The organism is Rhodococcus sp. NPDC060176 (assembly GCF_042728675.1).
Taxonomy (GTDB): Bacteria; Actinomycetota; Actinomycetes; order Mycobacteriales; family Mycobacteriaceae; genus Rhodococcus_F.
The window spans coordinates 180,450-203,036 of record NZ_JBHWYS010000002.1; the positions used below are offsets into that span (position 1 = coordinate 180,450).

At 61.6% G+C, this 22,587-nt stretch carries 20 protein-coding genes; 10 read left to right on the forward strand and 10 right to left on the reverse strand.

Annotated elements, in window-relative coordinates; translation table 11 throughout:
* The first annotated feature begins 49 nt into the window (after positions 1 to 49).
* Both ACFWEM_RS09210 and ACFWEM_RS09215 read left to right on the forward strand, forming a co-directional pair.
* Entirely contained in the window at positions 50 to 1,285 is a 1,236-nt protein-coding gene (locus ACFWEM_RS09210) for a lipase family protein (protein ID WP_378533009.1), read from the forward strand.
* Positions 1,286 to 1,358: 73 nt separating this feature from the next.
* Entirely contained in the window at positions 1,359 to 1,832 is a 474-nt protein-coding gene (locus ACFWEM_RS09215; protein WP_003945009.1) for a DUF5709 domain-containing protein, read from the forward strand.
* On the opposite strand, the gene ACFWEM_RS09220 is transcribed toward ACFWEM_RS09215, so the two are convergent.
* Positions 1,821 to 2,954, reverse strand: coding sequence for a diguanylate cyclase domain-containing protein (locus ACFWEM_RS09220; RefSeq protein WP_378533011.1), 1,134 nt, complete (start codon positions 2,952 to 2,954; stop codon positions 1,821 to 1,823). The genes ACFWEM_RS09215 and ACFWEM_RS09220 overlap by 12 nt on opposite strands.
* Positions 2,955 to 3,489: 535 nt before the next feature.
* Between ACFWEM_RS09220 and ACFWEM_RS09225 the strand changes: the two genes are divergently transcribed.
* Positions 3,490 to 4,473 carry a hypothetical protein gene (locus ACFWEM_RS09225; RefSeq protein ID WP_378533013.1) on the forward strand — a complete coding sequence of 328 codons (984 nt, stop codon included), beginning with the start codon at positions 3,490 to 3,492 and terminating at the stop codon, positions 4,471 to 4,473.
* On the opposite strand, the gene galE is transcribed toward ACFWEM_RS09225, so the two are convergent.
* Genes galE through ACFWEM_RS09250 form a run of 5 tightly spaced genes read right to left on the reverse strand, consistent with a single transcriptional unit; the run spans position 4,445 to position 9,878 of the window.
* Complete coding sequence (gene galE / locus ACFWEM_RS09230) at positions 4,445 to 5,479, reverse strand: UDP-glucose 4-epimerase GalE (protein WP_378533015.1); 1,035 nt, start codon at positions 5,477 to 5,479, stop codon at positions 4,445 to 4,447. The two genes, ACFWEM_RS09225 and galE, sit on opposite strands and share 29 nt — an antisense overlap.
* Entirely contained in the window at positions 5,476 to 6,606 is a 1,131-nt protein-coding gene (locus ACFWEM_RS09235; RefSeq protein ID WP_378533017.1) for a nucleotidyltransferase family protein, read from the reverse strand. The genes galE and ACFWEM_RS09235 overlap by 4 nt, the downstream gene beginning before the upstream one ends.
* Positions 6,585 to 7,463, reverse strand: a complete 879-nt coding sequence (locus ACFWEM_RS09240) for a hypothetical protein (RefSeq protein WP_378533019.1) — start codon at positions 7,461 to 7,463, stop codon at positions 6,585 to 6,587. Before ACFWEM_RS09240 ends, ACFWEM_RS09235 begins: the two co-directional genes overlap by 22 nt.
* A gap of 7 nt (positions 7,464 to 7,470) precedes the next feature.
* Positions 7,471 to 7,743: a PqqD family protein gene (locus ACFWEM_RS09245; RefSeq protein WP_378533021.1), complete on the reverse strand. Its 273-nt coding sequence runs from the start codon at positions 7,741 to 7,743 to the stop codon at positions 7,471 to 7,473.
* Between the two features lie 47 nt (positions 7,744 to 7,790).
* Positions 7,791 to 9,878, reverse strand: a complete 2,088-nt coding sequence (locus tag ACFWEM_RS09250; protein ID WP_378533023.1) for a glycosyltransferase — start codon at positions 9,876 to 9,878, stop codon at positions 7,791 to 7,793.
* A 102-nt stretch (positions 9,879 to 9,980) separates the two neighbouring features.
* Here ACFWEM_RS09250 and ACFWEM_RS09255 point away from each other — a divergent pair, with 102 nt between their 5' ends.
* Complete coding sequence (locus ACFWEM_RS09255; RefSeq protein ID WP_378533025.1) at positions 9,981 to 10,262, forward strand: hypothetical protein; 282 nt, start codon at positions 9,981 to 9,983, stop codon at positions 10,260 to 10,262.
* Positions 10,263 to 10,653: 391 nt separating this feature from the next.
* Here the strand turns inward: ACFWEM_RS09255 and ACFWEM_RS09260 are convergent, their stop codons facing one another.
* A complete protein-coding gene (locus ACFWEM_RS09260) occupies positions 10,654 to 11,451 on the reverse strand; it encodes an ArsR/SmtB family transcription factor (protein ID WP_378533027.1) in 798 nt (265 codons plus the stop codon).
* A 410-nt stretch (positions 11,452 to 11,861) separates the two neighbouring features.
* Between ACFWEM_RS09260 and ACFWEM_RS09265 the strand changes: the two genes are divergently transcribed.
* On the forward strand, positions 11,862 to 13,277 hold the full coding sequence (locus tag ACFWEM_RS09265; protein WP_378533029.1) for an NAD(P)/FAD-dependent oxidoreductase: 1,416 nt from the start codon (positions 11,862 to 11,864) through the stop codon (positions 13,275 to 13,277).
* A gap of 68 nt (positions 13,278 to 13,345) precedes the next feature.
* On the opposite strand, the gene ACFWEM_RS09270 is transcribed toward ACFWEM_RS09265, so the two are convergent.
* Positions 13,346 to 13,774 carry a PaaI family thioesterase gene (locus tag ACFWEM_RS09270; protein WP_003945020.1) on the reverse strand — a complete coding sequence of 143 codons (429 nt, stop codon included), beginning with the start codon at positions 13,772 to 13,774 and terminating at the stop codon, positions 13,346 to 13,348.
* 236 nt (positions 13,775 to 14,010) lie between these two features.
* Entirely contained in the window at positions 14,011 to 14,793 is a 783-nt protein-coding gene (locus tag ACFWEM_RS09275; RefSeq protein ID WP_378533031.1) for a hypothetical protein, read from the reverse strand.
* Positions 14,794 to 14,996: 203 nt separating this feature from the next.
* Between ACFWEM_RS09275 and ACFWEM_RS09280 the strand changes: the two genes are divergently transcribed.
* From ACFWEM_RS09280 to ACFWEM_RS09290, 3 genes are read left to right on the forward strand one after another with little or no spacing between them, the layout of a single operon-like run.
* Positions 14,997 to 16,457 carry an iron ABC transporter permease gene (locus tag ACFWEM_RS09280; protein ID WP_230815749.1) on the forward strand — a complete coding sequence of 487 codons (1,461 nt, stop codon included), beginning with the start codon at positions 14,997 to 14,999 and terminating at the stop codon, positions 16,455 to 16,457.
* Positions 16,454 to 17,545 (forward strand): iron chelate uptake ABC transporter family permease subunit, encoded by a 1,092-nt coding sequence (locus ACFWEM_RS09285; RefSeq protein ID WP_230815623.1) that lies wholly within the window; start codon positions 16,454 to 16,456, stop codon positions 17,543 to 17,545. Before ACFWEM_RS09280 ends, ACFWEM_RS09285 begins: the two co-directional genes overlap by 4 nt.
* Positions 17,542 to 18,393: an ABC transporter ATP-binding protein gene (locus ACFWEM_RS09290; RefSeq protein ID WP_020907760.1), complete on the forward strand. Its 852-nt coding sequence runs from the start codon at positions 17,542 to 17,544 to the stop codon at positions 18,391 to 18,393. The genes ACFWEM_RS09285 and ACFWEM_RS09290 overlap by 4 nt, the downstream gene beginning before the upstream one ends.
* A 10-nt stretch (positions 18,394 to 18,403) precedes the next feature.
* On the opposite strand, the gene ACFWEM_RS09295 is transcribed toward ACFWEM_RS09290, so the two are convergent.
* Complete coding sequence (locus tag ACFWEM_RS09295; protein ID WP_378533033.1) at positions 18,404 to 20,977, reverse strand: bifunctional lysylphosphatidylglycerol flippase/synthetase MprF; 2,574 nt, start codon at positions 20,975 to 20,977, stop codon at positions 18,404 to 18,406.
* A 177-nt stretch (positions 20,978 to 21,154) separates the two neighbouring features.
* On the opposite strand from ACFWEM_RS09295, the gene ACFWEM_RS09300 reads away from it, so the two are divergent.
* Together ACFWEM_RS09300 and ACFWEM_RS09305 are read left to right on the forward strand one after the other, a co-directional pair.
* A complete protein-coding gene (locus ACFWEM_RS09300; RefSeq protein WP_003944876.1) occupies positions 21,155 to 21,568 on the forward strand; it encodes a BlaI/MecI/CopY family transcriptional regulator in 414 nt (137 codons plus the stop codon).
* A gap of 25 nt (positions 21,569 to 21,593) precedes the next feature.
* Positions 21,594 to 22,547 (forward strand): M56 family metallopeptidase, encoded by a 954-nt coding sequence (locus ACFWEM_RS09305; RefSeq protein WP_230815619.1) that lies wholly within the window; start codon positions 21,594 to 21,596, stop codon positions 22,545 to 22,547.
* The last annotated feature ends 40 nt before the right edge of the window (positions 22,548 to 22,587 follow it).

Sequence of the window (22,587 nt, forward strand, 5' to 3'; positions counted from 1 at the left end):
CCAGGTTCGACATGGGTATGAGTGAAACACACAGGGTGATGGATCCCGCGTGGGTCCGGACGAGGGGAAAACATTGAAACTGCGAACCAAACGCGTGTTTACCGGATCGATGCTGACTGCCGCGGCACTGACCGCCACACTGCTCTCCGGGTGGACCGCACAGGCAGATCCCGCGTACCCCGCACCGGACCCGGACCCGTTCTATTCGCAGGCAGCAGCCGAGGGCAGCGCCGGCACGCCGATCTCCGTACGGCGAGCCCCCGATCTGATGACCTTTCCTGGCGTCGCGATCTGGCAGGTCAGCTATCGGTCCACGAACTCCGAGAACAAGCCGATTGCCGCGGTCAGCACGATCCTGGTCCCGCCGAACCAAGCGCAAGACGGCCCATTGCTCTCCTATCAGCACATCGTCAACGCACTCGGAACAGGTTGTGCGCCATCGCGAGCGCTCTACGCATCGGATCCCAACATCGTCATCCGTGAAGCACCCATCCTCAACGTCGCTCTGCAGCGCGGATGGACTATCGCGCTTCCCGACCATCTCGGACCCAACAGCGCATACGGCGCCGCAAGACTGGGCGGACAGATCACGCTCGACGGCATACGCGCCGTCCAGAAAGTCCCCGAATTGCGTAGCGGCGCCAGCCCAGTCGGCATCGCTGGATACTCCGGTGGCGGTATGGCCACCGCGTGGGCAGCTGCACTGGCGCCGACCTACGCACCCGAGGTCAACCTCGTCGGTGTTGCCGAAGGCGGCGTTCCGATGAATCTGTCCAAGATGGCCAATGGACTCGGGCAAGATCCGCACCCGGCATTCGGTCTCGCCTTCGCCGCAGCGATGGGCCTCGAGCGGGAGTATCCCGACCTCCTGCCACTCGGTAACCAACTCAACGACCTCGGTCGGTCGATGCGGTCCGAACTCACCAATGCCTGCACCAACGACATCCTGAGAGTCGGCGCCGGGCGCAGCGCTTCCCAGGTGTCGACGTCGACTTCCCTGTTGTCCAGTCCTGAAGTGCGAAAGGTGATGGACGACAACAGCGTCGAACTCTATCCAGGAGTACCGACCGCCCCAGTGTTCGAATGGCACACGCCCGACGACGTGCTGATTCCCATCGATTCGGTGGTCAACACCATTTCGAGGTACTGCGCCGCAGGAGCAACGATTCAATCCCAACTGTTCCCCAGCCCGGACCACCTGACCACCGCGGTCCTCGGCTTGCCCACCGCGTTCGAGTACCTGCAGGACCGGTTCGACGGAGTGCCGGCCCCGCGTTCGTGCTGAATGTATCCGGAGTGATGTATCGGGCAAGCGCGGCACATGGCCAACTCGGTGTGCTCGTGGCATCGTTGATCGTATGAGCGACACGGATGACACCGGCGCAGCCGGCAATGGCGATTACAGTCTCGATCCCGACGACCAGCTTCAGCCCGAAGACACCCTGATCGATCGAGGCGTGGACGACATTCTCGACGAGGGAATCTCACCACCGGAGCGCCCACTCGGACTGGACGCTCACGGATTGACCGGTAGCGAAGAATCAGCGGGGGAGACCCTCGACGAGCGCCTGGCCGAGGAAGAACCCGATCCGTACGCGTCGCTGGGTGATCCGCTGAAGGATCCCGCCGATGCCGACGAATTCGAACGTGAAGAAGAATTCCCGAACGGTGACGAAGTGGGTAACCGCCGCGTCGGGCGTCTCGTTGCCGAAGACGAGGGCCGATACGAAGACGAGGAAAGCGAACTCATCGCCGGAGACGTCGGAATCGACGGCGGCGCAGCGTCGGCAGAGGAAGCCGCGATGCATCTGATCGACGACTCAGAGGACTGAACGACCGCCGACCTGTTGTGGCTGCTGATCGGTGAGAACGATGGAATGAACGTGATTTCCGCCCATCCTCTTACTTTCGTACATCGCTGAATCGGCTAGGCGGTGTAGATCGTGCAGGCCGCTTTCTGCTGCCTGCACGTCCGGCCAGCCGCCGTTGTGTACGGCTATGCCGATGCTCGTCGTCGAGAGTGGTTCGCCTGTAGGGGAGTTCATGACGGGGTGAATCCGCGCGAGCAAGTCGCCGACATAGGGCAACGGCATCATCTGAACGACGACGAACTCGTCTCCGCCGATACGAGCGATCGCTGCGTCCGATCTGGCCCAGTCGTGGAGTCGATACGCGGTCCGCAAGATGACGCGGTCACCCACGTCGTGACCGTAGGTGTCGTTGAAGTGTTTGAAATTGTCGATGTCGATCACCACAACCAGCAAAGACTGATCGAGGCTGGATTTCGCTTGTAGGAGTTCGGAAGTCCGCCGCGCCAGGCCACGCCGATTCAGCAGATCCGTCAATGGATCGAGTTCGGAGCTTTGTGCGTCGTTGCTCAGGAGCGCCAGAGCAATCTGTGTGACTACCGGTATGACAGTGATGACAGGGATGGCAAAGGCGATGCGTCCCAGTACGTCTGAGGCTGACGAAGGGGCATCCGTGAAAACCCCGATGCTGGCGACAACGATAATCGCCCCGGACCACAGGAGGTGCCATAGTTGCGCTCGAAGGTTGTGAAAGAAGGCTACGTACGAGCCGACGAGTCCGAAGACGAGACATCCGAGCAATCGCTGATCCGGATTCGCCTCGGCCAGCACGATCACCGCAATCGCGAAGTCCCCGGTAACGACTAAGAAATACGATCTTTCACGGGTGGTCGCAATGACCGGCAGGGCAATTCCGCCGATCATCACAAGCACTGCGACGACGACGTCCAACGGAAATCCGATGGTCTGTACCGAGTGGGTGCCCAGTCGCTTCAGCAGAATTGTGACGCCCAGGAGGAAAACCAGTACGCCGATGCCTATGCGCGTCGGCATCAGAATTCCGTTGTCGCGCAAGAATCGAGTGAATCGGTCAAACTGGTCTGGCACTGCGAGCCACCGGTGCACGACCTTGGGTGTGTCGCTCATAGCGGCCACTGACCATGAGAAGCGGCCGGTCGAATACAACACATGCGGCGATAGTAGTCCGTGGCAATGACAATGGAACTGCACTCGCGTCCAGCCTGTCGCCCTTAATACGTCACAGTGACGAATTAACATCGGGTGGCTGGAAGTGGGCGAGCCGCGCTTATCAACATCAATCCAGATCAGAGCGCTTATTGGACGATCCTGCTTAGTGAGTAACTAGGTAACTAGGCCACTCGGCGCGGCCGCAGTCGCCGGCAAGGCCAGATGGCGATCGCTGGCAACTCGGCCGGCGACAGTCGAGTCGCAATGATCAGATCGAGTCAACCCAAGGCAGTCAGTGATCTCGGACGGAAATGTGTGAACAGACGGCAGATGAAACCGACAGATCGACATCGGCGGGCGACGTCGAAGACGAATGCAAGAAACGGCACGTAAGCCGAATATCGCCAGGTCGACAATTTGCCGATAATCTACATTATGTCAAGTAATGGATTTTCGAACGTCCCCCGTCAGCTCGTCCGCTAGCTTTACCCACATGGATTCTGTGGCGCTTGTCCTCGGCTCACCGCGTGGTCGTCGGTTCTGCGCGAATGTCGGGTACGCGTGCCAGCCCGATGCACGCTCATCCGGTAGACACTGGCCTCAATCGACCGAACATGCGCTCGAAGTGCTCGACGCTGTTGACGTCCGAGCAATCACCGAAATGTCGGAACTCGAGATTCTGCACTGTCTCGCGTATGCCGTGGATTTTGCACGCTATTGGGAGCCGCCCGACGAGGAAGACTTGATCTTCGTGCGCCCCGCGGTCATTGCGGCATTACACCCGATCGCCCGGACCCTTCTCGGCTCGCCACACTCTGCCTGGTGGACCGAGCCGATTGACCTCCTGAACCAGCATCTGGTTGAGAAGCGAAATCCCATCTACGGCTGGTCGGACTTACCCGTGCGGATTTACCGTACGGAAGACGGCCTTGAACAGTGGCGCGCTGAGGCGCTCGATACCGAACGTCAGTTTCTGGAGTATCAGAACGCAGATCCGGACCGCCATATCGGAGGCGAATGGTGGTCTATCCCTTTCGCCAACGGCACAACCGAAACAACCAGGGCCCGCGATGGTATCGGGGCACTCGGGGTGTTTCTCGAAGAAGACAGCTCCTCGAACGAGGCTCGGGTGCAGCCGGTAAGGACCTACGGTGCGCCCCGCATCTACGAGATCACCGGTCCGCAGGCCTGGGCAAATCTGGTCGACACCTATCCCCTGGCAGTGCCCGCTTCACGTCGCTCCGTGTGGCACGACACGTCCGGTGAATTCCGCAACTGGTTCATCCCGGATTGGGTCTCGGTGGCCGACGATTACGACGCCGTCCACCTGACCATGATGGCGTACCTGACCACTCCAGGCATCGCGATACCGCTGTCGGCCAACTCGGGTGCCACCGTGCTCGCCGGGTGGAATCCCGACACCACCTACTGGCTACGCAGCAACAACATCACCCTCGACGACGACCCGACAGGCTGACGTTCGGCGACACCGAATTCAGCAGGTGGGATCGCACGGCCAGCCACCGTGCGGTGTCCTCGATCCCCTGTTCCAGGGTGAATGTCGGAACCCACCCGAGTAGTCGCAACGCACGGTCGTTCGACGCATAAGCGCCGGCAGTGTCACCGGTGCGTCGGTCGGCAACGACCACGTCGATATCTTCACCGAGCACATTCTCGAATGTGCGAACCAGCTCCCACACCGTGGTCCCCCGCCCACTGCCCAGATTGACGACAGTCATTCCCGATGAATCGACGGTGATCCGGTCGAACCGTTGCAGTGCTCGAACATGGGCATCTGCAAGGTCCCAGACATGAACGTAATCACGCACTCCGGACCCGTCGCGCGTCGGCCAATCCGTCCCGGTCACTGTGAAAGGTGTTCCTGTCGAATATGATTCGAAGAGCTTTCCGAGTGCGTGCGTCGGGCGTGCCGATGGTATTCCGCTTCGCAGTTCCGGATCTGCTCCGACCGGGTTGAAATAGCGGAGAGATATCGCCGACAAATCTGTTGCTGCCACGATGTCGTCGAGCATGGTTTCGAACTGAGCTTTGCTGTGCGCGTAGGGACTCTGCGGTTCGATCGGCGAGGATTCGTCGACACACCCGCCCTTGCCCGGCGCGTACACCGCGGCAGAGGAACTGAATACGAAGCGCCCACACCCGTTCCGAAGGACACTCGAAACCAGCGCCAGTGATTTGGAGACGTTGTTCTCGTAGTACCGCGCCGGGCTATTCACGGAATCTCCGACCACGATCAGGGCCGCACAATGAACTGTGGCACCGATATCAGGATGGTCGGTGAATATCTTGTCGAGTAATTTCTCGTCCGCAATGTCGCCGCAGTAGAACGGGAATCGACGGGCGAATTCGGCACGGCCTGTCAGAAGGTTGTCGAGGATCACGACATCGATCCCGGCGTCGACGCACCTCGACGCCACGGTGCTTCCGATGAACCCCGCTCCGCCGGTGATCAGGACTTTCATGCTGCTCCCCCGGCATCTTCGACAGCAGTCCTCGCACGACGGACGAAGTGAGACACGCGTGCGCGCGCCAAGTCCCATCCGCGTAGGTCCCGTCCGTCCCGGATCGAGAGCCGATCACGGTCGAGAAAGAGCGGCACCATGACCAGGTCGCGGTAGAGCGAGTGCAGACGTGGGCGATCGGCCAACCACAACGTCCATTGCCACCACCAACGCGCGGAGGTGGTGCTCACTCCGGTGCTCACGCCGAAGATCGATTCCACGGCGGCCCAGTGGACGTTCACCGCCCGACGGACATCGCGTGGCAACTGGCGCCGAGATAGCGTCACAGCGAGTGCCGGTTCGGAAGCGAGCAGGTACCCCACGTCGAAAACGCTGTTCATCGACAAATCGGCTCGAATCAAGGCCCGATCGGCCAGCCGCGCGTGAGCGATGACGTGCAGCGTGACGTCGGCAATCGCAAGCTGGGATCCTTTCGCCTCTGCGCTGATTCCTCGGACCGCAGCCTCTCGGGTCAATGCGTGGCGGGCGAACCGCGGAAGCAGGTGCGAATGGATTTCGACGGAGCCATGACGGTCGTCGCGAAGTAGTGCCGGTTCCTGATGATTGTCGTGATCGATGGAATCGGAGTCCACTTCGTCGGGGCGGACCATTCGATAGCCGAAATCGAGGATCGCTTCGTTGGCCGGAACGGCATGTGCAGGGTCGACGACCAAGAGATCGATGTCCGTCATCCGTCGTGCCGCCGGGTTCGGCCAGACATTTCGCTCGAGAAGGGCGGCACCCTTCAGCGCAACCGTCGGAAATCCGTTGCGGTGTAACAACTCTTGCAGTTCCACTCGCTGCACGTCGAGGTCCGAGATCCGAATGGTGTTTCGGTGATGGACAAGGCTCAGCGTCAATTCCGGACTCGATGCGGTGGCCGAGGATTCCGACAGCATTTCCGCGAAGCTCGCAGGCAGGACCGATGCGAAGCCGGCCTCGACTGCTCGGGAGGCGAGCAGCGGCAACACCTTGTGCCTTGCAGCGGCGTCGATGACTCTGGGCCAATCCTGCTGTGAACACAAGCGGATGACATCGACCCCACACTCGGGTTCCAACATGGAAATCAGATACCGGGTGTCACGCATGACGCCACCAGTTCCTCCACAGTGTCCGCGCCGGTGTCGCGGTGGTGCCGAATCAGTCTGTAGCACGGGGCATTCGAGAGTAGGGCAGCGATGTTTCTCAGGGTCAGTCCGTGATTGTCGGACCACAATGCGGATTGCTCGGCCAGCGACTGTATCGCCTGGGATACGGGCATCGGAGCGAGTCGAGTCGGACCCTCGTCCCACCCATCGAGGATCAGCACCAAGTCGATTCCGCGAACCGCCGAGTCGACGTTCGGTTCAGCAGGCAAGGTTGACGGGTCCAACGCCCACACCGGCGGGGCGTACGGAAGATACAGCGAATCGTGCGCTTTGATCTCCGGGAGGACGTCGAACGTACCGGCTTTGAGGTGAACCCGCCGCGGTAAGCCCACAGCGTCGGTACCACGAATGAAGACGCCTTCGTCAGCACGCAATTGTGCACCCCGCAGGGCAAGGGCGAGCGCCAAGGTGGTCTTGCCCGCCCCGGAATGCCCGGCGATCGCCACTCTCACACCGTCGCAGTCGACCAGAGCGGCGTGCAACCGTGTCCACTGTTGGGCCTGTGCGGCTGTCATGACATCCCGGTGCACCGTCCGATACACGTTCTCCGCGAGCTGTAGGCCGTCCAGACCGACCAGCATTTCATTGCCCCCACCGATGGTCGATTCGATGGTGACGTCCCAGCGACCGAATGTCGCTCGATTCCGCTGAATCCGAACGTCGACGTTGTTGTCCGCAGGCCAGGGGCTGGCAATCCGATGCTCGACGACGCCGACCTCTGGTATGCCGAAACCGCGCACAATCGCGTCAACCCACAGATAGTGCGCCCGGAATTGCGGTACGTCGTTCCCGATCACGGAATTCTCACACCAGCAGACGCGAGGTGTTCAGCTGCCCGTACGTCTCGGTGACTACCGACTCCGCGTCGTGGTCAGGGATCTCGAGCACCTCTGCCACAGCCTGGACGATCTCGCTGACGGTCCGGCCGTCACACAGTTCCCACACCAACGTCGCGACTGGGTTGAGGTGATGGGCAACCTCGCTGGAACTGTCGTACAGCACAACACCGTCGGTGAGATCGTTGCTCTCCACCGTCTGAGAGCGTTGCGGTCTCATATCTTCGAGTAGTTCGGTCAAGATATCTCCTTGATTCAGCGGTTCCGATTTTCGTTTTGGTGGTGGTCTCACAGCGCGAAGCGTCGTGAGTATTCGGATTCGATTGCGCCCGAATGAATCAGGCTGCGCGTGGAGGCGATGCCGGGTGCCACCGTCAGGCACGTGAGCGCTCCCCCGGCACTCGCATCCACCAGGTACTCGCCCAGAGTTCGGTAGTGACCCGCCCATTTTCCGAATGCTTCGGGATCTGACTCCGGATCCGCAATCTCGTCGAGAATTCGCTCGAAGGCGCGCGAATGGACGAGAACGGCGTGGACGCCACGGTTCTCGGGGCTGGTGCGCAAGAGTGCCGAACCGTCGAGCAGAGCTCCGTCCCTCGATTTCGGGTCGTGTCCTAGGTGGACGACATCCCAATCGCGGTGATCGAGCTCTTCGCGTGCATGGTCCAGGATCGAGGCAGCCGCATCGAGCAAACTCACGTCGTCAGCTGCGATGAGGACCGAATCCCAGCCCTTCTCGGTCGCCCGAGAGATCGCGCGACGCCACGAGACGGCAAAGGCCGCTTCCTGATTCATCACGTCCTCGAAAGCTGAGACCCTCTCCACCGCGGCTACGCCCGGCAGGCGAATGAATCTATGCCAGGACGCCTTCCATCTGTCGATGTCGAGGTCGAGATTCACGACGACAACGCCGAGTTCCGAGTTCGAATCCTCGATATCCGAGTCATGTTCTGCCACTGACCGGGCGGGCGACAGGGGACGATCGAGCACAACGTCGACTGCGCCCCGCTCGAGCAGATACGCCGCCAGTGAAAAGTCGGTCGGCGCGGGTCCGTCGATGAGACGAGAGAGTTCGTCCCGCAAAGCTCGGTACGCCGCCGCGCGAACAATCAGTGTGGCCCCGGGCAGGTTGTCGCCGTGTGCGTGGATAACGGCCGTATCTGCCTCGGTAGGGAGATCGTTGGTTATGTTCCGCAGTTTGTACGCGAGGGCAGGTTCGATCACGCGCTCCTCGTCCAGGAAAACCACCGACTTCCATCCCAGCAGAATTGCCTTGTCGATTCCGGCGAGCAACGCGGACGCCGTCCTCCACACATCCGGACCGTCCTCTTGCGACGGAATCGCACGGTGAACGGTCAGTTCGATCGACTCGGCCTCGGCCAGGCATGAACGCCACGGAGCGACTCGGCTGTCATCGCTGAGAACGATCACCCCACCGAAAATCAGTTCCGGTCGCTGGACGCTCAGTTCGGCACGGCGGCGAATCTCGGGATACGAATCACCGAGGTACCTGGAGAACTGACGATGGAGTGAGCCGAGGTCCCAACCGACTTCACTCCAACCGAGCAGGTAATTGTGAACACGATCTTCCCAATTTATTCGATACGGTACACCTGCCGGGCGCTCGAATCGATGGTGCCAACCGAATGCCGGAAGGCAGACGACCTTGCCGCCGTTGATTCGGAACTTCTCGTGGATGTACCCCTCTTCGCCTCCGAATCCGGTGAAATGCGAGTTCAATCCGGGCCACGCCTCGCGCCTGCAGGCAAATGAGCCGAGGCCCTGCATGACAATTTCGAAAGGCACGTCGGGGTGTTGCTTCGCGCGCGGATCAACACCCCAGGAGCCGAACATTCCGTTGCGCCACTTGGGGTCCATATGGGTCGCCGCGATATGCGAGGAATCCTGGGAGAGCATCGGTCCCTGGATCAAATCGTCGGTTTCCGGGTTCGCATCGAAATACGCCAGCAGGGCCGACAGCGATCCAGGTGCCAGGATCACGTGAGAATCGAGGACCAGGACGTACTTCCCGGTTGCCTTGCGGAACAGGACATCCCGCACTGCGGTGGATCGAACATCGGTAAACGGAATGTAGCGGAAACGATCGATGTATCCCGCAAACGACTCGAGCATAGGCGCCGGCAACCCCTCGGGGTTGTTGTCCAACAAGACGAACTCGACTCTGTCCAGAATCTCGCGATGATGGACCAGGATCGAGTGGATCGTGAAGTACGCCCCGTCGAAATCGTCGTAGGTCGCGATTGCGATAGTCAGATCAGCCGGTTCTCCGTGCGGTGGCGTCTCCCTCACCTGGACTGGGCCCGCGCTCTGAAGCTTCTTCAGAGCGCGGTGTAGCGCGACGTCGAACTCTGTCATCGTCGTGTGCTCACTCGGAACCAATTTCGTTGTGTCGGTTACGTGGGTTCTGTGGGATTCGTCGGCAGAGTCGGGACGGTCGGAAGGGTCGGCTCGGTGCGAGTGGTCGGCACCGTTGGCACAGTCGGGACGGTCGGCTCTGTCGGCTCAGTCGGCCCAGTGGGCCCGGTGGGCTTTGCGGTCGTCGTTCCACCCGAACCTGAAGAGCTACCAGTTGATCCCGAACTCCCGGTACTACCAGAACTACCCGAGGACCCCGAACTTCCCGACGATCCTGAACTTCCTGACGATCCGGGGTTGCCCGGCTCGTTTCCGCCCGGCTGGTTCCCTCCCGGAGTATTGCCTCCGGGTTGGTTCCCGCCCGGTTGTTCACCGCCTGGTTGATTCGGATTCTGCTGGCCACGACTAGGCGCTCCGGAAAGATTCGGCGTGTCACCGGCTGCGAAGGCCGGCGCCGCACCACCGAGGCTGATCGACGTCACGACCGGCACAGTTACCGCCGAGGCCGCTAGAACTGTCTTGACGAACTTGCGCCGATCAACCGGAACATTCTGAAAAGCGTCGCCGCCCATAGCGTTTCTCCCATGCGTCCGAGACGAGGTCGTCCTCACCCGATGTCGGGGCAAACGCTAGCATCCAACTGGCAACTTTACAGACTGAACGCGCCGAAATTTGGGCTTTTTGCGAATTTGAGACCGGATCGTGCCGACAATTCGGGCCGAAGTACGGCGAATTCCTCCTGTTCAGGGGACACGTTTGTCGTGGTCGACAACCGTCAACCGACCGGCATCTCCCACGGCGCCACCGGAAGCGTGTTTCCGGTCTCGAGATAGGACTTCAGGTTCGACAGCACCGCCGACCATCCGCCCGCTACCTCCATGCGAGCCGATTCGTCCGCCAAATCGGTGTGCTTGACGGTCAGGCGCACGATCGCGCCGAAGGCTTCGATGTCGAAACTCACCCGCGAGATGTCGACGCCTGGTTCACCGTTCGGATCGGCCCAGGTGGTAACCAACCTCGACGGCGGGTTGCTCTCGACCACGGTGCCGACTACATCCGCGATGTTCGAGCCGTCGATCCGGCGATGCTCCCACGTCGATCCCGGCTGCCAATCGGAGACGTTGCTGTGTCCCCAATACTCTGCAGTGGCCTGTGCATCCGTGAGTGCTTTCCAGACGCTCTCGGCTGTGCTGGCGATGTAGGTGACATACACAAAGCTGGGCTTGTCGGTCATGGCTTCCTCCGCGAGTTTTTTGACGGCACTGAGCGCGTTCAGGCGCGGTACCTCGAACTTGTTGATCCATCGCTCTCGAATTTCCTCGAGCGCAACGGGATTGAGATAATGAAGCTTGGATCTCCCCTGCCGAACCGTGCTGATCAGATTTGCATCCTCGAGCGCTGTGAGGTGTTGCGTGACAGCTTGTCGACTCATGTCCAGGCTGTCGCACAGGTCGCCGAGCGACTGACCGTTGGCTATGAACAAGCGATCCAGAAGAAGCCTCCGTGTCGGATCGGCAAGAGCTTTGAACACTGCATTCATCCGGTCGTCCACAACTTCATAATATGCAAGCATTTACTTGCATGTCAATGGTTGGGCGTGCCGGGTTTCGAAAGTGGGGATCGATGAGGTGTGATGTCACTAGGTAAATGTGATCTGAATCCCGGATCGCAGCAGACGAGAGGTTGGGCACATGGACTGGGCAGCAATTGGAGTAGGTGTCGGGTACGCGTCGGTGGCCCTGTCGATCCTGGTTTTCGTCGGCGGGTGCATCGCACTGTTCATCTTGTCGGTCCGCCAGTAGCCGACACCTCGACAAAGTGGTGATCACCCCCGATTCGGCGAAGCCGATCGCATCGGGAGTGATCACCTCCGAGGCCGCTTGATCGATTCGGACCCTGCTGCGTTCGACGGCCTGCTCGCAGAGAAGCTCGGCCGCGGTGGGACTACCGTAGGACTGTCGCCTAGAACTCGAGGAGTACGGAATGAGCATCCAGTCGGTTGAACCGCACCGCCACCGCGTAGTGGTGATCGGTTCCGGCTTCGGAGGATTGTTCGGCACTCAGGCTCTCAAAAAAGCCGATGCCGACATCACGATGATCGCGCGTACAACCCACCATCTGTTTCAGCCGCTCCTCTATCAGGTTGCCACCGGCATCCTCTCGGTCGGGGACATCGCTCCCGCTACGAGGCTCGTGCTGCGTAAGCAGAAGAACGCCCAGGTACTGCTCGGTGAAGTCGAGACGATCGATCTCGAGAACCGGACTGTGACCTCGCGCCTGCTCGAACGCGTCACGGTAACGCCATTCGACAGTCTGATCGTGGCAGCAGGTGCCGGTCAGTCGTACTTCGGTAACGATCAGTTCGCAGAGTTCGCCCCGGGCATGAAAACAATCGACGATGCCCTCGAACTGCGTGGACGTATCCTCGGCGCGTTCGAACAAGCTGAGCTGTCGGACGATCCTGCCGAGCGCGCGCGCTTGCTGACCTTCGTCGTGGTCGGCGCCGGCCCCACCGGCGTGGAGTTGGCCGGACAGATCGCCGAGCTTTCCCGCCGAACGCTCGACGGCGCTTTCCGCAAGATCGATCCGCGTGAGGCACGTGTTGTGCTCCTGGACGGCGCGCCTGCAGTCCTGCCTGTGTACGGCGGCAAGCTCAGCCGTAAGGCAGCCGAGACCCTCGAGAAGCTCGGCGTAGAGATCCAGCTCGACGCGATGGTCACCGACGTCGACAACGACGGTCTGATCATCAAGGAGAAGGACGGCACGCTTCGCCGTATCGAGTCGCAGTGCAAGGTGTGGTCTGCCGGAGTTCAGGCGAGCCCTCTCGGCAAGCAGCTCGCAGAGCAGAGCGGCGGAGAAACCGACCGCGCCGGCCGCGTGATGGTCAATCCCGACCTGTCGCTTCCCGGACACCCCAATGTCTTCGTCATCGGCGACATGATGTCGCTCGACAAGCTTCCCGGTTTGGCTCAGGTCGCCATGCAGGGCGGCAAGTACGCGGCCAAGCAGATCAAGGCGGAACTGAATGGTCAGTCCCCCTCGGCGCGAGTTCCGTTCAAGTACTTCGACAAGGGCAGCATGGCAACGATCTCGCGCTTCAGCGCGGTAGCCAAGGTGGGCAAACTCGAGATCAGTGGCTTCATCGGATGGGTTGCCTGGCTGGCAATTCACCTTCTGTACTTGGTCGGGTTCCGTTCGCGAGCCTCGACGCTCTTGTCATGGGCTGTGACGTTCTTTGGGCGTGGCCGTGCTCAGATGGCGTCCACCGAGCAGCAGGTCTTCGCGCGAAACGCGATGGGCGAATTGGAGAAGAAGAACAAGGAAGCGACCGAGTCCGGCAGTGCTTCCAACGGCGAGTCGAAGAAGACGGCAGGCAAGCAACAGAAGGCTGCCGGCTGATCAGTACCTGAGTGAACGGCGAAGGGCGGCAGTGGAGTTCAACTCCACTGCCACCCTTTCCCGTGTTCTCAGTTTCCGATCTTCGCCACCTCGGTGATGTTCGCGAGGCGAACCTGTCCCTTGGAGACGAGTCTGTCGTTCTCGTCGGTGATGCGAACCTCCCAGAGCTGCTGAGTGCGTCCGCGATGAATCGGGGTGGCTTCTGCGGTGAGTGTGCCTTCCCTCGTTGCACGCAGGAAGTCGGTGTTGTTGTTGACGCCGACCACGTGACCTCGCTCGCCCAGCCACACGGTGCCACCGACGCTGGCGAGAGACTCCACCACCGAGCAGTAGACGCCTCCGTGCTGAATCCCCGCGGGTTGGTGCAGCGTGGGCTTGACCGTCCATTGCGCCCGCACACGATCTGGGCTCAGTTCGGTGTATTCGAGGCCGATGGTGGCGTCGAAGCCCGTTCCGAGCCGTTTCATCATCTCTGCGGTCTCAGCAGTGTCGACCATGCCATCTCCATCTGTGATTCTCCGGCGCCGGTGTGGCTGCCACTCCCTACTTGATTACACGAGAGGTAACTCGAGCTTGGAATCAGGTCTGGAAAAAGAACCGGCGGGTTTCACATCAATCGATGTGAAACCCGCCGTGGGAAGGACCGGGAGTCTCTGCAGCCCTCAGGACTCCGGCGCGGTCCGGCAGTTTCGCCGCTCTCGCGGTGTGTAACTCTCCGCGAGGTCTTCCACAATCATAGGCAAGGCTGACCTAATTTAGCAAGCCCTTCGTCGAACTGGTTCCAGCGAGGGCGCAGCGAGACCTTGCGGCGCGCGCGAACCGGCAACCCGGCTGCGACAAAGGCGTCGAGCAGGCCCTGTCCACGGCGCTGCGCTACCGATTCGCCTTCACCGGCCAGGATGGGGACATAAGCAGCTGCACCCAGGATCGACTCCCCCACCAGTCCCCAGAATCTGAACTGGTCGACGGGCGCACATCTGGCCACGGCGTCGTAGATGGCGCGCAGCGACGTCAGGCAACGGTGCGCAGTCCAGATGAGGAGCGCCTCTTCACACGGCATGTCGACGACGCCGTCACTTCCGGACTCTCGCCCGTTGGGTGCCACACGAAGCGTTTCGTCGACTACGCCTGCCCAATCGATTCCGCCGTCGCTGTCCATGTGGATGAACAGGTTCTCGAGCCCCGGGTCCCAGGCGGACCCCTCGGAGACGATGGATGCGGCAACTCTGCCGACCACGGCATGAATGAGCGACGTCGCAACCTGTATCGCGGCAGCTTCAGCACTGTCGAGATCTTGAAGTGACCGGGCGAACATCTGTTGCACCCGATCCCCGCACAAGCCTTCACTGAGCTGCCACCAGCGCCGTTTGCCTTCGCCCGCCATGGCGGCAACCGCATAGACACGCGGATAGTCAGGGTTGAGTGCTCGTAGGCGAACGCTGGTGCGGCTCAATGCGTTCGACCGGAGTTCGAATTCACGAACATCCGCATGCTGGGTGGTCAAGGTGATTGTCACCGTGCACTCCAATCGGCCGAAGTTGTCTTGTGGTTCTTAATGTAGGTTAGCCTCACCATAATTCAAGAGTAAAGAACTGTGACGCTGGGCACCGCATTATTCACAGGAACTTGCCCCGCGGGGAGCACACCCACATAGGGTTCCGTAACCTAAGATGCGAATTCCCTGCGCACAAAGACCAGGAGCTCGAACCGCCAGTGACGATGATCAAACCTCTCGGGAACGGACATCCCCGAGGACCCAGCGAGACGTACGGACGGCGCATAGTGCCGCGCGGCCCGGCTCCTGTCCGAATGCGTGTTCTAGCTGGCATTTTCGACGCGGGGGTGTTCCTGCTTCCGTTGCTCGTCGGCTGGTACATCGTTCAGTCGCTCCGAGACGAGAACGGCGGCGGCGAAGCCGACCGCGCCGTATTCGGTGGGACGGCAATAGCCATTGCCGTCGGTCTCCTTGTGTGGAACCTCGGATTCCGCGAAGGTGCCACGGGCCGGACCTCGGGAAAGGGATGGGTAGGCCTGGTCACGCGAGACGCGAAGACAAAGCAGCCCATCGGTGTTCGCCGGGCTCTGCGCAGGCCGTTCGATCGAACCGGTATCGAGGTGGTGCGTGAAAGCACGGCGCGCGAAGAAGGGTTCGAGGAACTCGCGCGCGACAACAGCGTCGGGGCAACTCGTCGACGCCGACTGATCGGTCTCGCGGTGCTCACGGTACTTCTCGCGCTCGTCATGCTCGCGAGCATCGCGGTGGGCGCTCGGCCGCTGACGTTTGCCGAGATCTTCCACGCCATCTTCAGTTCGGACGGCACCCAGACGGACATCATCGTGCGAACGTTGCGTGCGCCTCGGACCATCCTGGGTCTTGTTGTCGGCATCGCACTCGGTATCGCCGGCGCCCTGATTCAGGGACACACGCGTAACCCGTTGGCAGATGCCGGTCTGCTCGGCCTCAACGCCGGCGCGGCGTTCTTCGTAGTCATGGCGATCTATCTCTTCGGCTTCACCGCACCGAGTCAGTATCTCTGGTTCGCGTTTGCAGGATCGTTCGTCGCCAGCATCGTCGTCTTCGGCTTGTCCTCCATCGGAAACGGCGGCGCAAGTCCTCTGAGTTTGGCTCTGGCGGGCGCAGCCGTCGCGTTCTTCCTGCAAGCCATGACCAATGCCGTGATCATCCTCGACCAGACCAGCCTGGACGCCTACCGTTTCTGGGTAGTCGGGTCGGTGTCCGGTCGAGGGTTCGACGTTCTCTGGCAGGTCCTCCCCTTCCTGATACTCGGTTTGGTCATCGCCCTGGCAAGTACGCCTGGTCTCAACGTCCTGAGCCTGGGTGAAGACGTCGCAAAAGCGTTGGGAACGAACATCGCGTTCAGTCGCACACTCGGCATCATCGCGATCACCCTGCTGACCGGCGCCGCGACTGCAGCGTGTGGACCTATCGCGTTCATCGGATTGGTGGTCCCCCACGTGGCCCGGGCCATCACCGGACCCGACTACCGATGGCTGGTCCCGTACGCGGGCTTGCTCGGTGCGGTCATGCTGATCACCGCGGACATCATCGGTCGCGTGGTCGTGCGCCCCGGCGAGTTGCAGGTCGGAATCATCCTGGCCCTCTTCGGCGCTCCGTTCTTCATCGCTCTCGTACGCCGCAGGAAGTTGGCAAGTCTGTGACGCTCAAGCAAGAACTCCGGGTACTGCCCCGGACCGTCCCCTCCCGTAAGTCGATTCGTATCGGTGGATTCTCGCTCGTCTACCGTCCACTCGCGGTGTCGGTGAGCATTGCACTCGCGGTCGCACTCTTCCTTCTGCTCTGCATCAACATCGGACGCGGCGACTATCCGATCTCGATCCCCGATGTCATTTCCGTCCTGCTCGGCAATGGAAGCAAGACACAGAACCTGATCGTCTTCGACCTCCGACTTCCTCGCTCGCTCACCGCACTCTTCATCGGTATGGCACTCGGCATTGCCGGTGCGGTCACCCAGACGATCGCTCGCAACGCCCTCGCCAGCCCCGACATCCTCGGAATCACGGCCGGATCGAGTGCTGCCGCAGTTGCTCTCATCGTGCTCGGCGGTGGCGGGTCGTTCGTGGGACTGCTTGCCACACTGGGGATTCCGTTGGCGGCACTCTGTGGCGGACTGCTGACAGCAGTGGTGATTTACGCCTTGGCATGGCGTAAAGGCGTAGAGGGGTTCCGCCTCATCCTGATCGGCATCGGCATAAACGCCATGCTCGTGGCAGCGACGGGATGGCTCCTCATCTCGGCGGACATAAACGATGCTTCCCGAGCGCAGGTGTGGCTCAACGGTTCGCTCAACGGTGCCACCTGGAATCAGATGTGGCCGGTAGCCATCGCTGTCGCGGTGGTCGGCGGCTACGCGGTGATCGCCTCGTTCACCATGGGAGCGCTGCGGTTGGGTGACGACAACGCCACCTCACTCGGTGTTCGCTTGCAATCATCGCAGGCCAAACTGTTGCTCTCCGCCGTGGCGCTGGCCGCCATCGCAACCGCCGCAGCAGGTCCGGTCGGCTTTGTCGCCCTGGCTGCGCCTCAGGTCGCCATGCGTCTGGTGCGCTCTGCCGGCCCGCCCATCGTGGCTTCCGCGCTGACCGGTGCTGTACTGGTGGTCGGCAGCGACGTCATCGCTCGAACAATTCTGCCTGTGGAACTCCCCGTCGGAATCGTGACTTCCGCACTGGGTGGTCCGTTCTTGCTCTACCTGTTGGTTCGTAACAATCGGAAGGTCACAGCATGACCACCATCGCCCAGTCCACCGATGCTCCTTCGCGTCTCGTCGCGCAGAATCTGACGCTCGGGTACGGGGATCGCATCATCGTCGACGGACTCGATCTCGAGATCCCCACCGGCGTGATCACGACGGTCATCGGACCCAACGGATGCGGCAAGTCGACACTTCTCCGCGCGCTGGGCCGTCTACTCAAGCCCAAGGGCGGATCGGTCATCCTCGACGGCAAAGCGATCAGTTCGATGAAGACCAAGGAAGTCGCGCGGGTCCTCGGCATGCTCCCCCAGACGCCGGTAGCGCCTGAAGGGCTCACCGTCGCCGATCTGGTCTCACGTGGACGCCACCCGCATCAGTCGTGGATTCGGCAGTGGTCTGCGGACGACGAGGGCGAGGTCGCCGAAGCACTCGAGCTGACCGGAGTCTCGGACCTTGCGGATCGGCCGGTCGATCAATTGTCCGGCGGCCAACGTCAGCGGGCCTGGATCTCGATGGCTCTCGCCCAGGGAACCGACATCCTGCTCCTCGACGAGCCCACCACGTACCTCGACCTTGCGCACTCGATGGAAGTCCTCGACCTGGTGGATCAACTCCACGAGGAAATGGGGCGCACCGTGGTGATGGTTCTGCACGACCTCAATCTCGCAGTCCGGTACAGCGATCATCTGATCGTGATGCGCGACGGCGCCGTCGTCGCTTCGGGCGTCCCCAAGGACATCATTTCCGCGGAACTTCTGCTCGAGGTCTTCGGTCTCGAAGCTGCAGTCATCGACGATCCGGTCTCGGATCGGCCCCTGATCGTCCCGATCGGCACCCGACACGTCTTCGGCGCTGTCGGCGGGCCGGCCAAGCCCGCCTGAAGATCGCGAATCAGCGACCCAGAATCGTCCGAACGAGTTTGAATCCCTGACCGATCGACACGGTCGGCAGATACGCCCGCCCGACCGCGTTGCCGATGCTCGGTAGCGCGGCCGGATCGGCAAAAGTCATGTGCATCGGCACGTACCGGGGTTGGAACTTCGATTTGAAGGCCAGCAGCGATCGGAAGCCGTACACCGGTTCCAGTGTGCGACCGAGTAGATCGAGGACGCTGTCCATCATCGCCGAGAAGGTCGTGGCCGCAGGTTCGGCTGCGTCCGTAGTGGAGTCGGCGGCGATTGTTGCCAACGGTGCACCGGACAGACTGAGGAACTCAACACCCTCCTCCTCCAATTTCAGTGCGGCAGAAGCGATGAGGAACTCCATCGCGGGCCGGAACCCTTCGGAGCGTCGCCTCATGAAGTCGAGGGTCCAGCCGACGACCTGGCCGTCACGGTGCACCGGCAGCCACGACGTGACACCGTGCACCGTGCGATCCTCGTCGACGGCGATCAGGCAGCGCACCGCCTCGTCGTCGACCTCGTCGAGCCCGCCGAGAGTGAAGCCCATCTCGGGCATCCCCTTGTCCGCCACCCACTCTTCCGAGATCGCGACGATCTGATCCTTGATCGCGAGAGGCGCGTGCGGGAAGGAAATCCACTCGGCCGTGATCCCGGACTTCTTCGCCCGATTCAGTGCCGTGCGCACGTCCTGGAACCGCTTGCCCGTGAACGCGATTCCGCCCAGATCGAGCACTGTTTCCTCGGCGACCTGTAGGCCGCTCCAGCCCATGGAATCGGTAATGGTGCGCGCGTCGTCGGTCACCGAGTAGAAGCACGGAATCCAACCGTTCGACGACGCGAACTCGGCGAACCCCTCGATCGCTGCGCGCATCCGATCAGGAGGACCGACCGGGTCACCCGTGGTGAGTGCGACTCCGGCGATGACGCGGTAGGCGACGTAGCTCGAACCGTCTGCACTGAACCAGTAGGTGTTGCCCTTCCACGTCGTCATCCACGACAACGGACTGCCGGTGCCGGCGAGCAACATCGATCGCGCGCGTTCGGCGGCTTTCGGATCAGCGGTCTTGACGGGCTTGAGGAAGCTCACGAAGACCAGCACGGCAGCAACGCCCCAGAACACGACGCCGGTCCACTCGAACAGCAGCGTCGACTCGATGTCTACAGGGAGCAGGCGCGGGTCGATCAACTGCAGGTACACCGGCGGTACGAGGCGCTGAGGGAAGTCTGCGAGCAGCATGGTGACAGTGGGCTCGCGGTCGAACCCGTGCCTGGCGAGCATTCCGCCGCCCACGTAGATCACGGCGAGGACCCCGAGCAACGTCACGATCGCAACGCCCAAGCGTCTGTATGTCCTGGCCGGGGCCGCCACGTCGAAGTATCGGCGTGTGGAGATCAAGAGGATCAGCACGAACAGCGGCGTCAGGAACGGCACGAGTGTCCGGTACACGTTCGGATCGCTGATTCCGTAGAACAGACTGTCACTGTCCACGGCGTCGACGAACCTGATGACGAAGTTCCCGATCGAGAGGACGAGCAGGACAACCTGAGCGCACACCGTCGCAATCCAGGCGAATCTGCGGCCACGCCGAAGCCCGTCGCTCAGCACCAGGACAAAAATCGACGGCATCAGCGAGAGCAGAGTCGGCCCGATACCCGAGAGTCTGAGCTCGAGGAGTCCTCGCCGGCAGTCCGGGTCCGACGCGGACTCCTCGCACAGTTCTCGAACCTCGGCGACGGTCCACGGAACTCCGCGGAAGAGGTCACGCAGGACGGCAAGTGGACCTACCGCTTGCGGAGACAGTGCGGCGATCATCGGGCCGATCGCGCTGGCCGCCACGACGATGGCGACGAGGACGCGGCCCTCCCGCTGGGTCCCGGCGATTCGCTCACCGCGAGCCGACCGTCCCACGATCCACTGGCCGATCACCAGACCTACGACGGCGGCGAAGAACCTGATGACATCTTGAAGTTGGCCGCTGAACAGGGCCAAGGTGATGGTCAAGGCCAGGGTTCCGACGCGGATGCGTCGACGCCACAGTGTGCCCATGTTCGAGCTGGCGGCCATGACGGCGCCGACGATCCATGCACTCGTGCCGACAGCGGAGCCGACGTGTAGGCGGAATCCCCAGTTGGAGTCGAACACCTTCGCGAACGATGCCCAGCCGAGTCCGAGGAGCACACCGAGGATTTGGGTGCTCGCTCCGGCAATTGCGAGCTTGAGCGTCCCCATGCGCCGCTCGAGGGGTGCAGCGACCGCGATCAGGAGCACGCTCGCACCGATGTACCCGAGCAGGTTTCCCGCCCACAGAGCGGAGGTGAGCGGAGTCCAGATGCGTCCGTGCTGGATCGAGCCCATTCCCGCGCCGATCGCGTGCTCGAGATCGCGAGACGGTCCGTGCACGAGACTGCCGCTGGCAGCGCCCAGGATCCACATGGTGAGAAGTAGAACGACCGTCAACGGTGCGTCGCGAATACCGAAACGAACGATGTCGCCAGCTTTCTGCGCGACTGCCCGTGCCCGTGATGTGGATTCTTCGGTGCCCGGCGAACTGTCGATCGTCATCTACGTGCGGCTACTTTCTGCGGATCGACTAGGGGCTTGCTCAGTATCGGGCATGTCTCTCTGCGATCACCACCGTAACCGTCATGCAGATCACTATGGCCAATACCACACCCCCACCAAGGCGGTTACTACTACCAGTAGTACGTATTTCGTCGTGGAAGTCCGTAGAATCGAAGAATGGCAGGTCTAGGTGAACTCGAACGCGCGGTGATGGATCATTTGTGGTCCACATCAGAACCGCAAACTGTGCGACAGGTGCATGAAGCACTCGCGACGCATCGCGAATTGGCGTACACGACGGTCATGACCGTTCTGCAGCGCCTGGCGAAGAAGCATCTGGTGATACAGCAGCGTGACGATCGCGCGCATCGCTATCTTCCCGTCAACAAGCGCGAAGAACTGGTTGCGAGCCTGATGGTGGACGCTCTCGCCCAGGCTCCGGAGTCCGGCGGTCGCGCTGCGGCACTCGTTCACTTCGTGGGCCAGGTCAATGCAGACGAAGCCGATGCTCTCCGCGAAGCGCTCGCTGCCCTCGAGGTGCGCGAGTCCGCGAAAAAGGCTGCGCAGCCCGGAATTTCTAGGCCGAACTGAATTCGTCGTGCATGATGTGTAGGACATGAACGCCACTACTGCACTGGTTTTCGGACTGCTTGCCTTGTTGCTGGCCGGTCCGGTTCCCGCACTCCTGAGCCGCTCCACGTGGCCTTACCGCGCTCCACGCGCGGCGTTGGTCCTGTGGCAAGCCGTCGCGATTGCTGCGGTGTTGTCGGCATTCAGTTCGGGCCTGGCCATTGCCAGCCAGTTGCTCGTTCCCGGCGCTGACGGAAGGCCGACGACGGCCCCGACCGCCGAAATCGATGCACTCGGACTCCCTCTCTGGATTCTGTACGTGGTTGTTTTTGCCCTGACGCTTCTGATCGGCGCAAAGCTGATCTTCTCGGTCATCCAGGTCGCCGTGAGGACCAGGCGTCGCCGTGCACGTCACCGTGTGTTGGTTGACCTTCTCGACGACTGCGCCATGCCCGCCTCGGTCGAACGCACGCCCGACCTGCGAGTGCTCGACGTCGACGAACCGATCGCTTATTGCCTGCCTGGCCTGCGTCAACGCGTGGTCCTCAGTCAGGGCACTCTGCAGAACCTCGATCATGCCGAGGTCAAGGCCATCCTGACGCACGAGCGTTCGCACTTGCGGGCTCGTCACGATCTCGTCCTCGAGGCATTCACCGCGGTCAACCACGCGTTCCCCCGTTTCGTCCGTAGCAAGTCGGCTCTCGGATCCGTACAGCTCCTAGTGGAGTTGCTCGCCGACGATTCGGCAGTTCGCGCTACCGGACCGACTCCCCTGGCACGAGCACTGGTCGCGTGTGCCGGATCGACCGCACCGCGCGGAGCGATGGCAGCGGGCGGTCCGTCAACGCTCATCCGTGTGCAGCGCCTCTCGGCTGACGATGCCGATCCCCGGATTGCGATTTTTGCGTATCTGGGGGCGGTCGCCATTCTCGTGGTACCCACCGTGGCTGTGGCAGTGCCCTGGCTCACCGAACTTCGCCTGCTTTTCAACGCCTACTGAGTCTTGACCAGCGCAACCACGTGTAGTAGTGCAGGTCACA

What these genes read in the sequence shown, in the direction of transcription:
- ACFWEM_RS09220 (WP_378533011.1), bottom strand. Translation starts at nt 2,954, where the DNA reads ATGAGCGACACACCCAAGGTCGTGCACCGGTGGCTCGCAGTGCCAGAC.
- ACFWEM_RS09300 (WP_003944876.1), top strand. Translation starts at nt 21,155, where the DNA reads ATGGCAGGTCTAGGTGAACTCGAACGCGCGGTGATGGATCATTTGTGG.
- ACFWEM_RS09250 (WP_378533023.1), bottom strand. Translation starts at nt 9,878, where the DNA reads ATGACAGAGTTCGACGTCGCGCTACACCGCGCTCTGAAGAAGCTTCAG.
- ACFWEM_RS09235 (WP_378533017.1), bottom strand. Translation starts at nt 6,606, where the DNA reads ATGCGTGACACCCGGTATCTGATTTCCATGTTGGAACCCGAGTGTGGG.
- ACFWEM_RS09260 (WP_378533027.1), bottom strand. Translation starts at nt 11,451, where the DNA reads ATGCTTGCATATTATGAAGTTGTGGACGACCGGATGAATGCAGTGTTC.
- ACFWEM_RS09305 (WP_230815619.1), top strand. Translation starts at nt 21,594, where the DNA reads ATGAACGCCACTACTGCACTGGTTTTCGGACTGCTTGCCTTGTTGCTG.
- ACFWEM_RS09290 (WP_020907760.1), top strand. Translation starts at nt 17,542, where the DNA reads ATGACCACCATCGCCCAGTCCACCGATGCTCCTTCGCGTCTCGTCGCG.
- ACFWEM_RS09265 (WP_378533029.1), top strand. Translation starts at nt 11,862, where the DNA reads ATGAGCATCCAGTCGGTTGAACCGCACCGCCACCGCGTAGTGGTGATC.
- ACFWEM_RS09225 (WP_378533013.1), top strand. Translation starts at nt 3,490, where the DNA reads ATGGATTCTGTGGCGCTTGTCCTCGGCTCACCGCGTGGTCGTCGGTTC.
- ACFWEM_RS09280 (WP_230815749.1), top strand. Translation starts at nt 14,997, where the DNA reads ATGATCAAACCTCTCGGGAACGGACATCCCCGAGGACCCAGCGAGACG.
- ACFWEM_RS09295 (WP_378533033.1), bottom strand. Translation starts at nt 20,977, where the DNA reads ATGACGATCGACAGTTCGCCGGGCACCGAAGAATCCACATCACGGGCA.
- ACFWEM_RS09215 (WP_003945009.1), top strand. Translation starts at nt 1,359, where the DNA reads ATGAGCGACACGGATGACACCGGCGCAGCCGGCAATGGCGATTACAGT.
- galE (WP_378533015.1), bottom strand. Translation starts at nt 5,479, where the DNA reads ATGAAAGTCCTGATCACCGGCGGAGCGGGGTTCATCGGAAGCACCGTG.
- ACFWEM_RS09270 (WP_003945020.1), bottom strand. Translation starts at nt 13,774, where the DNA reads ATGGTCGACACTGCTGAGACCGCAGAGATGATGAAACGGCTCGGAACG.